The organism is Streptomyces sp. NPDC002935 (assembly GCF_040611295.1).
Lineage (GTDB): Bacteria > Actinomycetota > Actinomycetes > Streptomycetales > Streptomycetaceae > Streptomyces.
In genome coordinates, this window is record NZ_JBEXNW010000009.1 from 41,574 (window position 1) to 54,946 (window position 13,373).

Genomic DNA, 13,373 nt, shown 5'->3' on the forward strand with positions numbered 1-13,373 from the left:
ACAGCTAATCTGACGGTCAGTCAGCTAGTGGTGCTTCAGCGGGAGGTGCTCGATGCGCGGTGACCTGGAGTGGGGCGGCGTCCCGGGACTGGTGCGGTCGGCGGCGGCCCGTTTCGCGGACCGGGAGGCGGTCGTCGAGGGCCGGACGCGTATCTCCTACGAGGAGTTGGGCGCCCGCGTCGAGCGTGCCGCGGCGGCCTGCATGGCGAGCGGCGTACGTCTCGGCGACCGCGTCGCCATCTGGGCCCCGAACACCCTCGACTGGATCGTCTCCGCCCTCGGCGCGGTGTCCGCGGGCGCGGTCCTCGTCCCCCTCAACACCCGCTTCAAGGGCGCCGAGGCGGCGTACGTCCTGTCCCGGAGCCGGGCGAAGCTGCTGTTCGTGACGGGGACGTTCCTCGGCACCTCGTACGTGGCGTCGCTGCGCCGGGCCGCGGGCGAGGGAACGGGCGGGGGGCCGGGCGACGGAACGGGCGAGCGGCCGGGCGAGGGCCCGCTTCCCGGCCTCCCGCACCTGGAACAGGTGGTCGTCCTGGCGGACGACGCCCCCGCCGACTTCCGCACCTGGAAGGACTTCCTGGCGGACGGGGAGGGTGTGGGCGCGGACGACGTACGCCGTCGCGGCGCGGCCGTGTCCGGCGCCTCCCCCTCGGACATCATCTTCACCTCGGGCACCACGGGCCGCCCGAAAGGCGCCCTGATCACCCACGCGCAGACGCTCCGCGGCTACGAGATCTGGAGCGACCTCGCCGGCCTGCGCGAGGGCGACCGCTACCTGATCGTGAACCCCTTCTTCCACACCTTCGGCTACAAGGCCGGCATCATCGCCTGTCTGATGCGCGGGGCGACGATGATCCCGCAGCCGGTGTTCGACGTGGACACGGTGCTCGCGAACGTGGCCGCGGAACGCATCTCCGTCCTCCCCGGCCCGCCCACCCTCCACCAGTCGCTGCTGGACCACCCGTCCCGGGACACGTACGACCTCTCGGCGCTGCGCCTGGTGGTCACGGGTGCCGCGGTGGTGCCGCTGCGCCTGGTGGAACGCCTGCGCACGGAACTCGGCGTGGACACGGTCCTGACGGCGTACGGCCTCTCCGAGGCGAGCGGAATCGTCACGATGTGCCGCAGGGGCGACGCTCCGGCGGTGATCGCCTCGACCTCGGGCCGGGCGATCCCGGACACCGAGGTGCGGGTGGTGGACGCCTCGGGAGCCCCCGCGGCCCCCGGCTCACCCGGCGAGGTCCTGGTCCGCGGCTTCAACGTCATGAGCGGCTACTTCGAGGACCCCGAGGCCACGGCGGCGGTCCTGTCCGCGGACGGCTGGCTGCGCACCGGCGACGTGGGCGTCCTCGATCCCGAGGGCAACCTCCGCATCACCGACCGCATCAAGGACATGTTCATCGTCGGCGGCTTCAACGCCTACCCCGCGGAGATCGAGCAACTCCTCGGCCTGCACCCCGACATCGCCGACGTGGCGGTCATCGGCATACCCGACAGCCGGCTGGGCGAGGTCGGCAAGGCTTACGTCGTCCGCCGCCCGCACTCCGACCTCACAGCCGATGACCTCATCGCCTGGTCCCGCCGCGAGATGGCCAACTACAAGGTGCCCCGCACGGTCGATTTCGTCAGCGAACTGCCACGGAACGCGAGCGGGAAGGTGGTGAAGGGGGAGTTGCGGTCCGGGACGTTCTAGCTACGGCGCCGCGCAGTGCGGGCCGCGGCGCCGGGCCAACGAACTCGCCCGGCCGGGGCCGAGATGATCCACTCGGCCCCGGCCGCCCCCCGAGGTCATGGCCGCAGCTCAGGTCGTGACGGCGGCGTCCGTGGTCACGGGGTAACGGTGACGTGGGTGTTGTCCGTGGTCACGGGGGTGTCCGTGACGTGCGTGTTGTCCGTGGTGACCGGGGTGTCCGTGACGTGAGTGTTGGCGAACGCCGGGACCGAGGCTCCGATCGCCGCGGCCGCCGCGATGGCCACGGTGACGAAGGCCTTCTTGGTGCGAGTCATTCCAACTCCCGAGGAGAGGGGACTTCTGGACACAAGGGACGCTAGTGGTCCAGGAGGCACCCGTTCGAGTTATTCGAACATATGCGCCAATTGTTGGCCTGAACTGCGCATCAAGCGCCCGGACACACGGCGGCCGCGGCGGCTCCCCCTCCGCGCCGCCGCGGCCGATCCCCGTGTGGTGTGGCCTTGGTCAGGCAGGCTCGTCCGTGGCGTGCACGTTGTCCGTGGACGCGTCGCCGGTGTCCTCGCCCGGTGCGATCGGGTTCTTGCCCTTGAGCGGCTCGTCCGTGGCGTGGACGTTGTCCGTCGAGGCCGTCGGCTCGCCGGTGGCGTGGACGTTGTCGGTGCTGAGGTCGTCACTCATGACTGGCTCCCCTGGCAGTTCTGTTCGTTGCGATTGCGGTAGTCGGGATGGGCCCGCCCGGCAACTCCCCCGAGGGTCGCCGGACGGGCACTTCCGGGCCGGTTCACCTTAAAGGTGTTGGCCGGATGTCGTCCCGTCTGCCCCCCGACGCGACGGATCGACAACCAGAGAGTGCCGGGTGGCGATAAACGAACGATGAACGTGCAGGCGTGCGGTCTCAGGCGACGGCGAGCGGCTTCAGCAGTGCCCGCACCTCATCGGCTTCGGGTGCGCCCAACCCCTGGAAGATGTCCAGGGCTTCACGCCAGCAGACCTGCGCGCGGCCGATCTGCCCGATGCTGCTCAGCGCCCTGCCGAGCACGGTGAGTACGTTGCCGCGCCGCCAGTCGCCGCCGATCCCCCGGAGAACGGTCAGCGCCAACTCCGCGTTCGCGGCGGCCTGCGCGGGCCGTCGCGCGGTGAGGTCGGCTTCTGCGAGACGGAACAGGGTCATGCCCTCCCACAGCCGTTGGCGGCTGTCCTTGAAGACCGCGAGGGCTTCCTGAAGACGGTCGACAGCCTGCCCGAGCTGGCCGCTCTGGGTGAGGGCCAGACCCAGCGCGTACCGGCCGTTCGCGCCCTTCAGCGCGTGGCCCATGTCGTCGTACATGTCCGTGCCCTGCTGGGCGAGTGCCACCGCGCTCGCGGTCCGTCCGGTGGCGAGGTGGATGCGGGAGAGGTTGCACAGCGCGCTCGCCTCGCCCGGACGGTCCTCGCACGCACGGAAGTTCTCGATGGCGCGGCCCAGATGCGCCTCTCCGTCGGCGTGACGGTTCTGGTAAAGGGCGATCACGCCGAGGATGTTGGACGACCAGCAGCTCGTCAACGGGTCACCGGTGGCGAGGGCCCGTTCGAGGGCGCGGGTGGCAGCCGCGTCGGCCGAGTCGAACCGGCCGGTGATGTGGTGCACGAAGGAGAGCGTCGTGAGCGCCCGGGCCTCGGCGCGTGGTGCCGCGTGTGTCTGTGCGGCGGCGCCCGCGGCCTCGGCGATGGCCTCGTACTCCTTGGAGTTGGCTCCCGATTCGGCCAGGTCGCAGGCCGCCCACAGGAGGTCGACGGCCCGTGCCAACGTCTCCGGACCCATCGACTGCCGTACGCAGGCCAGCGTGCAGACCGCCTCCGCGTACAGCCAGTCCTGGGCCTGATGGCGGTCCTCGAACACCAGGCCCGGATACTCCGTGGGCTCGAGGTGCTCCACCAGTTTGTCGCCGGGACGGTCGAGGACGTACACCCCCGCCGCAGTGGCCAGATAGAAGTCCAGCAACCGTGACAGGGCCGCCGCTCGTTCGCTCGGTGGTTGTTCGTCGCGTTCGGCGCACGCACGCGCGTAGAGGCGTACGAGGTCGTGGTAGCGGTAGCGGCCGGGGGCCGCGGACTCCAGGAGTGAGGTGTCGACGAGGGATTCCAGGAGGTCCTCGGTGGCCTCGGCCGGGAGGTCGAGGACCGCCGCCGCGGCCGCCAGGGAGATGTCCGGGCCGTCGGCGAGGCCCAGCAGGCGGAAGGCGCGGGCCTGGGCCGGCTCCAGCTGGCCGTAGCCGAGTTCGAAGGTGGCCTTGACGGCCAGGTCGCCGGCCTGGAGCTCGTCCAGGCGGCGGCGCTCGTCGCCGAGCTTCGCCGCGAGCACCGACACCGTCCAGGTGCGGCGGGCGGCGAGCCGTGACGCCGCGATGCGGATGGCGAGCGGCAGGAAGCCGCACGCCGCGACCACGTCGAGGGCGGCCTCCCGCTCGGAGGCGACCCGCTCCCGGCCCACGATCTTCGTGAAGAGCTGCAGCGCCTCCTCGGGGGACATCACGTCGAGATCCACCAGATGGGCACCCGCCAGGTCCACCATCCGCATGCGCGAGGTCACCAGGGCGGCGCAGCCCTCGGTACCGGGCAGCAGCGGGCGTACCTGGGCGGCGTCGCGGGCGTTGTCCAGCAGGACCAGGACGCGGCGGCCGTCGAGGACGGAGCGGTAGAGGGCCGAGCGTTCCTCCAGCGAGTCCGGGATCGCCGAGTCCGTCGTTCCGAGAGCCCGCAGGAAGGCGCCCAGGACCGTCTCCGGTTCGGCCGGCCGGGACCCGGCGCCCTGCAGGTCGACGTACAACTGCCCGTCGGGGAAGGCCCCGCGGGACTGGTGGGCGACATGCACCGCGAGCGTCGTCTTGCCCACGCCCCCGATGCCCGCCAGCGCCGAGACGGCCATGACCCGGCCCTCGTCGGAGGACGCCGAGGCGAGGACGTCGCTCAGTTCCTGCACGAAGGACGCGCGGCCGGTGAAGTCGGTGACGGTGGCGGGGAGTTGGGCCGGGCGGACGGGGGTGGCGGCGGGCTCGGCCGCCGGGGCGGAGGGTTCCGCGAGGCCTGGGTCCGCCTGGAGTATGCGCTGCTGGAGTTCCTTCAGTCCCTGCCGCGGGTCCACCCCCAGCTCGTCGGCGAGCAGCCGCCGGGTGTCCGCGAACACCGCGAGGGCTTCGGCTTGGCGGCCGGAGCGGTACAGCGCCAGCATCAGGAGTTCCCGCAGGCGTTCGCGCAGCGGGTGCGCCGCGGTGAGGGCCGTGAGTTCGGAGACCGCCTCCGCGTGGTGGCCCTGTTCCAGGTCCATGTCGAGCCGGGATTCGAGGAGTTGCAGGCGCCACTCCTCCAGGCGGGCCCGCTGTGTCTCCGCGTAGGGGCCGGGGATGCTCGCGAGAGGTTCGCCGTCCCACAGGGCGAGGGCCTCCCGGAGGAGGCCACGGGCCTGGGACAGGTCGCCCGAGCCGCGCGCCTTCTCGGCGTCGGCGGCGAGCTCCTGGGCGCGTACGTGGTCGAGGGCGCCCTCACCGAGGGAGCGGATCGCGTAGCCGCCGGACTCGCTCACCAGGACCTCGGTGCCGAGCGCCTTGCGCAGGCGTGAGGCGTACGTCCGCAGGGCGGCCAGCGCCTGGGACGGGGGCTCGTCGCCCCACAGGGCGTCGATGAGTTCGGACGCCGTGGCCGTACGGCCGTCGCGGAGCAGCAGCGCGGCCAGCAGGGCGCGTTGCTGCGGGGACCCGGCCGGAAGTGGATCGTCCCCGAGCCAGGCGCGCACCGGGCCGAGCACGCTGAAGCGCAACGCCGCGGGTTCCTCGGAGCCCGGACGCCACTGCTTCGGTACCCGCGGCACACCGTCCATCGCTGTCCCCCTGCCGAACCGTCAGTACAACGAGGCCAGTTTGCCTTGTTCATGGTGGATGCGTCAGCCGTGCGAGGCAGCGATCACAGGGTGCCGTGCGGTAGGCCACACGGTCCTCACACGGCCTCCCCATACATCCCCGCGAATTCACCCGTCCCGTACGGCCGTCCGTAGCGGCCGACAGATAGCTGACGCACCGTCAGATCAGCGCTACCGTGGCCCGTATGGAGACCACGGAAACCCAGCAGAGCCCCTCGGTGAGCGCCCGGGCCGCCTTTCCGAGGATCATCTCGGTGGACGACCACACGGTCGAACCCCCCGACGTCTGGCAGGACCGGCTGCCCGCGAAGTACCAGGACACAGGGCCCCGCGTCGTCCGCGCACCCCTGAAGGAAATGACGTTCCTGGGCGGGAAGTTCGCTCCCGTCATGGGCCGCCCGGGCGACGACGGTCCTATCGGCGACTGGTGGGTCTACGAAGACCTGCACCGCCCCCTCACCCGCCTCGACACCGCCGTCGGCTACGACCGCGACGAGATCAAGCTGGAGATCATCACGTACGAGCAGATGCGCCCCGGCTCGTACGACGTGCCCCAGCGGCTGGCCGACATGGACGTCAACCATGTCCAGTCCGCGCTCTGTTTCCCCACCTTCCCGCGCTTCTGCGGGCAGACGTTCACCGAGGCGACCGACCGTGAGCTGGGCCTTCTCGGGGTGCGGGCCTACAACGACTGGATGGTGGAGGAGTGGTGCGGGCCCAAGGCGCAGGGGCGTCTGATACCGCTGACGCTCGTTCCGCTCTGGGACGCCCGGCTTGCGGCGGACGAAGTACGGCGCAATGCCGCCCGTGGCGTACGCGCGGTGGCCTTCTCCGAGATTCCGCCCCATCTGGGGCTCCCGTCCGTGCACACCGACGACTGGGACCCCTTCCTCGCCGCGTGCGACGAGACGGGCACCGTCATCGCCATGCACATCGGTTCGAGCAGCAGGATGCCGTCGACCTCGGCCGACGCGCCGCCCGCGGTCGGCTCCACGATCACCTTCGCCAACTGTTGCTTCTCGATGGTCGACTGGCTGATGAGCGGCAAGTTCGAGCGCTTCCCGAACCTTAAGGTGATGTACGCGGAGGGCCAGATCGGCTGGATCCCCTACATCCTGGAACGCGCCGACGTGGTGTGGGAGGAGAACCGCGGCTGGGGTGGCGTCGCCGACAAGGTCCACCGGCCGCCGTCCGAGCTCTTCGCCGACCATGTGTACGGCTGTTTCTTCGACGACGCGTTCGGGCTGAAGAACCTCGACGCGATCGGCGTCGGCAACGTCCTGTACGAGACCGACTACCCGCACTCCGACTCGACCTGGCCGAAGTCCCGCGAGGTCGGCGAGGCCCAGATGGGCCATCTGGACGCCGACACGGTCGACCGGATCGTACGGCGCAACGCGATCGAACTGCTGGGACTGACGGCGGACGGCCTCTGGGCGGGCTGACCATCTTCGGCGACCGGCGACCGGCGACCGGCGACCGGCGACCGGCGACCGGCGACCGGCGACCGTACGGGGGCGATACCCGGCCCCGACCCCTTGTCTGACGGTTCGTCAGCTACGACTATGGCAGCGCGGCACAGAAAATGACGGACCGTCAGATAAGAGGTGCGTGCCCATGCAGGTACTGCCCGAGGGGCGACTGGCCTACGGGATGCAGCTCCCGGTCCAGTCGCAGAGCACGATCTACGCGGAGCCGTGGGAGGCGGACGCGGGCCCCGACGACCTCGTCGAGATCGCCCGCGCCGCCGACCGCGCCGGATTCGCCTACATCGCGAGCTGCGACCACGTCGCCATCCCGCGCCGGCTCGCGGGCGCGATGAGCACGGTCTGGTACGACCCGGTCGCCACGCTCGCCTACCTCGCGGGCGTGACCGAGCGCGTACGGCTGCTCAGCCATGTCGCGATCGTCGGGCTCCGGCACCCGCTCGTCACGGCCAAGCAGTACGCGACCCTCGACCATCTGTCGGGCGGCCGTCTGGTCCTCGGGGTGGGTGCCGGGCACGTGCAGGAGGAATTCGAGGCGGTCGGGGCCGACTTCGAGCGCCGGGGAGCCGTCCTCGACGAGACGATCGACGCGCTGCGCGCCGCGCTCGGGCCGGACGAGTTCCCCGTCCACCACGGCAAGACGTACGACTTCGAAGGGCTCGGGCAGCGGCCGAGGCCCGCCCAGGAGCGGGTGCCCGTGTGGGTGGGCGGCTCCTCGCCCGCCGCGGTGCGCCGGGCCGCGCTGCGCGGCGACGGCTGGCTGCCGCAGGGCGATCCGCGCGACCTGCTGCCGGGCCAGATCGCCCGGCTCAGGACCCTGCGCGCCGAGGCCGGTATCGAGGAACCCCTGACGATCGGCGCCATCACCGAGCCGCTGTACGTCGGTGAGCCCGGCTGGGAGGTCGGGCGGCGCACGCTGAGCGGGGCGCCCGAGGCGCTGGCCGAGTCGCTGCGGGCGTACCGCGCGATGGGCGTGCACCAGATACAGGTGCGGTTCCGCAACCGGGGCCGCAGTGAACTCCTCGACCAGATCACGGCGTTCGGCGCGGACGTCGCGCCCCACCTCAGCTAGGGAGTCAGGGCATGGGCAAGCTGGACGGGCGGGTCGTCCTCATCACCGGCGCGGCGCGCGGACAGGGCGAGCAGGAAGCGCGGCTCTTCGTGGCGGAGGGCGCGCGGGTGGTCGTCGCGGACGTGCTCGACGACCAGGGGGAGGCACTCGCGAAGGAGATCGGCGCGCACTACGTCCACCTGGACGTGAGCCAGGAGGCCGACTGGAGCGCGGCGGTGCGGTCCGCGCGGGCGGCGTACGGGCGGATCGACGGGCTGGTCAACAACGCCGGCATCCTGCGCTTCAACGAACTGGTCGACACCCCGCTGGCCGAGTTCCTGCAGATCATGCAGGTCAACCAGGTCGGGGTGTTCCTCGGGATCAAGACCCTCGCGCCCGAGCTGGCGGCCGCGGGCGGCGGCACGATCGTGAACACGGCCTCGTACACGGGGCTCACGGGCATGGCGTACGTGGGCGCGTACGCCGCGAGCAAGCACGCCATCATCGGTCTCACGCGCGTGGCGGCGCTCGAACTCGCGGCCAAGAAGATCCGCGTCAACGCCGTCTGCCCGGGGGCCGTCGACACGGCGATGAGCAACCCGGCGCAGCTCGACCCGGGCGCGAACACCGAGGAGGCGTCACAGGCGCTCGACGAGCTGTACCGCAAGCTGGTGCCGCTCGGCCGGATCGGGCGTCCGGAGGAGGTGGCCCGGCTGGCCCTGTTCCTGACCGGTGAGGACTCCTCGTACATCACCGGGCAGCCGTTCGTGATCGACGGCGGCTGGCTGGCGGGCGTGAGCGTTCTCTGACGCTGTATCAGCTATTGACGGTGCATGCGCACAGTGGAACAGTCGGCTCAACAAATCTGACGGTACGTCAGATAACTGGATGGGGACGGTGAACCTCCTTGGAATTCGGGCTCTTTGTACAGGGATACGTGGGCAAGCGCGCCGAGACCGACCCGCTCGCGGAGCACAAGGCGCTGATGGAGGAGACCGAGTACGTCATCCAGGCGGACAAGTCCGGCTTCAAGTACGCCTGGGCGTCCGAGCACCACTTCCTGGAGGAGTACTCGCACCTCTCGGCGAACGACGTCTATCTGGGCTATCTGGCGCACGCCACGGACCGCATCCACCTCGGATCCGGCATCTTCAACCCGCTCGCCCAGGTCAACCACCCGGTGAAGGTCGCCGAGAAGGTCGCCATGCTCGACCATCTCACCGAGAACCGCTTCGAGTTCGGGTCCGGGCGCGGCGCCGGCTCGCACGAGATCCTCGGTTTCCTCCCCGGCATCACCGACATGAACTACACGAAGGAGATCTGGGAGGAGACCATCGCCGAGTTCCCGAAGATGTGGCTCCAGGACGAGTACGTCGGGTTCCAGGGCAAGCACTGGTCGCTCCCGCCGCGCAAGATCCTGCCGAAGCCGTACGGGAAGTCGCACCCCGCGATGTGGTACGCCGCCGGGTCGCCGCCCTCGTACTCCATGGCCGCCCGCAAGGGTCTCGGGGTGCTCGGCTTCAGCGTGCAGAAGGTCTCCGACATGGAGTGGGTCCTGGAGCAGTACAAGACCGCCGTCGTGAACGCCGAACCCATCGGGGACTTCGTCAACGACAACGTCATGGTGACCACCACCGCCATCTGCGCGCCCACCCACGACGAGGCGATCCGGATCGCCGTCGGCGGCGGGCTGCACTACCTGCCCTCCCTCGTCTTCCGCTACCACGACACCTTCCCGCGCCCCGAGGGCTTCCCCGTGTGGCCCGAGACGCTCCCCGAGTACAACGCGGAGTTCGTCGAACTCCTCATCGAGGAGGAGCTGTTGATCTGCGGCGACCCCGGCGAGGTGCTCACCCAGTGCAAGCGCTGGGAGCAGGCCGGTGCCGACCAGCTCAGCTTCGGACTGCCCGTCGGCGTCCCCAAGGAGGAGACCCTCCAGACGATCCGGCTGATCGGCGAGCACGTGATTCCGAAGATCGACACGGACCCGGTGCACCGCACGACCCGGTTCCGCCAAGCCGTCTAGGGGGTAGTTCCGCGATGCTCGACCACCTGATCAAGGGCGCGACCGTCGTGGACGGGACGGGCGCGCCCGCGTACACCGCGGACGTGGGGATACGGGACGGGCGTATCGCCGTGATCGGCACGGTCACCGAGCCGTCCCGGACGAGCGAGGACGCGCACGGTCTCGTCCTCGCCCCCGGTTTCGTGGACCCGCACACGCACTACGACGCCCAGCTCTTCTGGGACCCGTACGCGACCCCGTCCCTCAACCACGGGGTCACCACGGTCGCCGGCGGCAACTGTGGGTTCACGCTCGCCCCGCTGAACCCCGCGCGCCCCGAGGACGCCGATTACACGCGCCGCATGATGTCTAAGGTCGAGGGCATGTCCCTGGTCGCCCTGGAAGAGGGAGCGCCCTGGACCTGGCACAGCTTCGGGGAGTACCTCGACGCCCTGGAGGGACGGATCGCCGTCAACGCGGGCTTCATGGTGGGACATTGCGCGCTGCGCCGCTACGTGATGGGGCCCGACGCGGTGGGCGGACAGCCGACGCGGGAGCAACTCGACGCCATGCTGCGACTGTTCCACGAAGCCATGGCCGCCGGAGCCTGGGGCCTGTCCACCACCCAGTCCTCCACGCACTCCGACGGCGACGGAAAGCCGGTCGCCTCCCGGCACGCCGGGCCCGCCGAACTGCTCGCCCTCGCACAGGCCGTGGGGGAGCACGAAGGCACCCAGATCGAGGCGATCGTGGCCGGCTGCCTGGACCAGTTCAGCGACGCCGAGATCGATCTGTTCGTCGAGATGAGCGCGGTGGCGGGCCGCCCGCTCAACTGGAACGTCCTGACGATCGACGCCGCCGTCCCCGAGCGCGTCCCGCGCCAGCTGGAGGCGAGCGAGCGCGCCCGCAAGTCCGGCGGCCGCGTCGTCGCGCTCACCATGCCGATCCTCACCCCGATGAACATGTCCCTCGGCACCTTCTGCGCGCTGAACCTGATCCCGGGCTGGGGCCCGATCCTCGGGCTGCCCGTCCCGGAGCGCATCGCGAAGCTCAGCGACCCGGAGGTCCGCGCCGAGATGCTGCGCCGCGCGGACAGCAAGGAGGCGGGCGTCTTCCGCAGGCTCGCCGACTTCGGCCGGTACGTCATCGGCGACACCTACAGCGAAGCGAACCAGGGCCTGACCGGACGCGTGGTGCGGGACATCGCCGCCGAGCGCGGCCAGGAACCCTTCACCTGCCTGGTGGAGATCTGCGCGGCCGACGAGCTGCGGACGGTCCTGTGGCCCATGCCCACCGACAACGACCCGGACTCCTGGGCGCTGCGCGCCGAGACCTGGCAGCACCAGGACGTCCTGCTCGGCGGCTCCGACGCGGGCGCCCATCTGGACCGCATGTGCGGAGCCCCGTACACCACCCGGTTCCTCGGCGACTGTCTGCGCGGGCGCGGGCTCGCGTCCCTGGAGCAGGCGGTGAAGATGCTGACGGACGATCCCGCGCGGCTCTTCGGGCTGCGCGACCGAGGGCGTATCGAGGTGGGATTCCATGCGGACCTGGTGCTCTTCGACCCGGAGCGGATCGACGCCGGCAAGGCCACCCTGGTGCACGACCTGCCGGGTGACAGCCCGCGGCTGGACTCGCGGGCGATCGGCGTGACGGCCGTGTGGGTCAACGGGGTCGAGTCGATCCGGGAGGACGTGGTGACGGGCGCCGTACCGGGGAAGGTGCTGCGGTCGGGCCGCGACACCCGGACGGTGAGCACCCGGTGACGGGCGCCGAGGGGAATACCTCCGCCGCCGAGCAGCGGCTGTTCATCGGCGGATCGTGGGTGGCGCCCGACCACGGGTTCTACGAGGTGATCGACCCGGCGACCGAGGGGGTCGTCGGGCTCGCCCCGGAGGCCTCGCGGGCCCAGGTGCACGCGGCAGCGGCGGCGGCCCGCGAGGCCTTCGGACCGTGGTCGCGCACGCCCGCCGAGGAGCGGGGCGCGATCCTGGCGCGGGCCGCGGACCTCATCCAGCGCGACTTCGTGCCGTACGCCGCCCTCGCGCAGGCGGAGAGCGGCGCCACCACCGGGACGGCGCGCGCCATGCAGGTCGGGGTCGGAATGGCCCGCTTCCGGCGCTACGCGCGGCCCGAACCGGTCGAGCAGCCGCTGCCGCCGCAAATCAACGAGGCGGGGCCCTTCGGCGCGGCGGCCGTGATGGGCGCGCTCGCCGTGCGCCGGCCCGTCGGCGTGGTCACCTGCATCACCTCGTACAACAATCCGTGGGCCAACCCGGCGGGCAAGATCGCCCCCGCGCTGGCGATGGGCAACACCGTGGTCGTGAAGCCGGCCCCGCAGGACCCGCTGTCCGTGTACCGGATGGCCGGGGCGCTGGAGGCCGCGGGCGTTCCGCCGGGCGTGGTCAATGTGGTCTGCGGCTCGACGGCGGAGTCCGGCGAGGCCGCGGTCGACTCCCCGGAGGTCGACATGGTCAGTTTCACCGGCTCGACGGCGGTCGGGCAGCGGATCGCCGAAGTGTGCGGCCGCGGCATGAAGCGCCAGCTGATGGAACTGGGCGGGAAGGGTGCGGCGATCGTCTTCGACGACGCGGATCTGGCCTCGGCGGTGTCGGGCATCGGCACGACCTTCTCCTTCTACAGCGGACAGATCTGCACGGCGCCGACGCGGGTGCTCGTGCAGCGGGGTGCGCACGATCTGCTGGTCCAGCAACTGGCGGCCTACGCAGGCCACTTGAAGGTGGGGGACCCGCGGGAGCCGGGCACGGTGGTCGGTCCGGTCATCTCGGCGGCCCACCGCGACCGGGTCGAGTCGTACGTCGAACTCGGGCGCAAGGAGGGCGCACGGGTGGTGACCGGCGGCGAACGGCCCTCCCTGCCCAGCGGGTTCTATGTCGCCCCCACGCTTCTCGCCGACTGCACACCGGACATGCGGGTCGTCCGGGAGGAGATCTTCGGCCCGGTCGTCGTCGTCCTGCCCTTCGACGACGAGGAGGAGGCGATCGCCCTCGCCGACGACTCCGACTACGGCCTGATCGACTACGTCTGGTCCGGGGACGTGGCCCGCGCCTTCCGGGTCGCCCGCCGGCTGCGTGCGGGCGGCGTCGGCGTCAACACCGTCGGCCGCAACATGGAGGCCCCCTTCGGCGGCTTCAAGAAGAGCGGCGTCGGGCGTGACGTGGGGTCGTACGCCCTGCACGCGTACAGCGAGACCCAGGCGATCGTGTGGCCGGGGTGAGACACTG

At 71.1% G+C, this 13,373-nt stretch carries 10 protein-coding genes; 7 read left to right on the forward strand and 3 right to left on the reverse strand.

The window, feature by feature from the left end; all coding sequences use genetic code 11:
* The first annotated feature begins 52 nt into the window (after positions 1 to 52).
* The gene (locus tag ABZX90_RS14220; protein ID WP_355204675.1) at positions 53 to 1,693 is read left to right on the forward strand and encodes a fatty acid--CoA ligase family protein; all 1,641 of its coding nucleotides are present in this window, start codon (positions 53 to 55) and stop codon (positions 1,691 to 1,693) included.
* A 134-nt stretch (positions 1,694 to 1,827) separates the two neighbouring features.
* On the opposite strand, the gene ABZX90_RS14225 is transcribed toward ABZX90_RS14220, so the two are convergent.
* The 3 genes from ABZX90_RS14225 to ABZX90_RS14235 all read right to left on the reverse strand — a co-directional run bounded on the left by ABZX90_RS14225 (position 1,828) and on the right by ABZX90_RS14235 (position 5,546).
* A complete protein-coding gene (locus ABZX90_RS14225) occupies positions 1,828 to 2,007 on the reverse strand; it encodes a hypothetical protein (protein WP_351120472.1) in 180 nt (59 codons plus the stop codon).
* A gap of 190 nt (positions 2,008 to 2,197) precedes the next feature.
* Complete coding sequence (locus tag ABZX90_RS14230) at positions 2,198 to 2,371, reverse strand: hypothetical protein (protein ID WP_266759824.1); 174 nt, start codon at positions 2,369 to 2,371, stop codon at positions 2,198 to 2,200.
* 217 nt (positions 2,372 to 2,588) lie between these two features.
* Positions 2,589 to 5,546, reverse strand: a complete 2,958-nt coding sequence (locus tag ABZX90_RS14235; protein ID WP_351120470.1) for a BTAD domain-containing putative transcriptional regulator — start codon at positions 5,544 to 5,546, stop codon at positions 2,589 to 2,591.
* Between the two features lie 224 nt (positions 5,547 to 5,770).
* On the opposite strand from ABZX90_RS14235, the gene ABZX90_RS14240 reads away from it, so the two are divergent.
* From ABZX90_RS14240 to ABZX90_RS14265, 6 genes are all read left to right on the forward strand, one after another.
* The gene (locus ABZX90_RS14240) at positions 5,771 to 7,030 is read left to right on the forward strand and encodes an amidohydrolase family protein (RefSeq protein ID WP_355204680.1); all 1,260 of its coding nucleotides are present in this window, start codon (positions 5,771 to 5,773) and stop codon (positions 7,028 to 7,030) included.
* A gap of 172 nt (positions 7,031 to 7,202) precedes the next feature.
* Positions 7,203 to 8,144, forward strand: a complete 942-nt coding sequence (locus ABZX90_RS14245; protein WP_355204683.1) for an LLM class F420-dependent oxidoreductase — start codon at positions 7,203 to 7,205, stop codon at positions 8,142 to 8,144.
* A gap of 11 nt (positions 8,145 to 8,155) precedes the next feature.
* Entirely contained in the window at positions 8,156 to 8,932 is a 777-nt protein-coding gene (locus ABZX90_RS14250; RefSeq protein WP_355204686.1) for a glucose 1-dehydrogenase, read from the forward strand.
* A 98-nt stretch (positions 8,933 to 9,030) separates the two neighbouring features.
* The gene (locus tag ABZX90_RS14255; RefSeq protein WP_351120462.1) at positions 9,031 to 10,149 is read left to right on the forward strand and encodes an LLM class flavin-dependent oxidoreductase; all 1,119 of its coding nucleotides are present in this window, start codon (positions 9,031 to 9,033) and stop codon (positions 10,147 to 10,149) included.
* Positions 10,150 to 10,163: 14 nt separating this feature from the next.
* Entirely contained in the window at positions 10,164 to 11,894 is a 1,731-nt protein-coding gene (locus ABZX90_RS14260; RefSeq protein ID WP_355204690.1) for a D-aminoacylase, read from the forward strand.
* Entirely contained in the window at positions 11,891 to 13,366 is a 1,476-nt protein-coding gene (locus tag ABZX90_RS14265; protein ID WP_355204693.1) for an aldehyde dehydrogenase family protein, read from the forward strand. Before ABZX90_RS14260 ends, ABZX90_RS14265 begins: the two co-directional genes overlap by 4 nt.
* Positions 13,367 to 13,373: the final 7 nt, after the last annotated feature.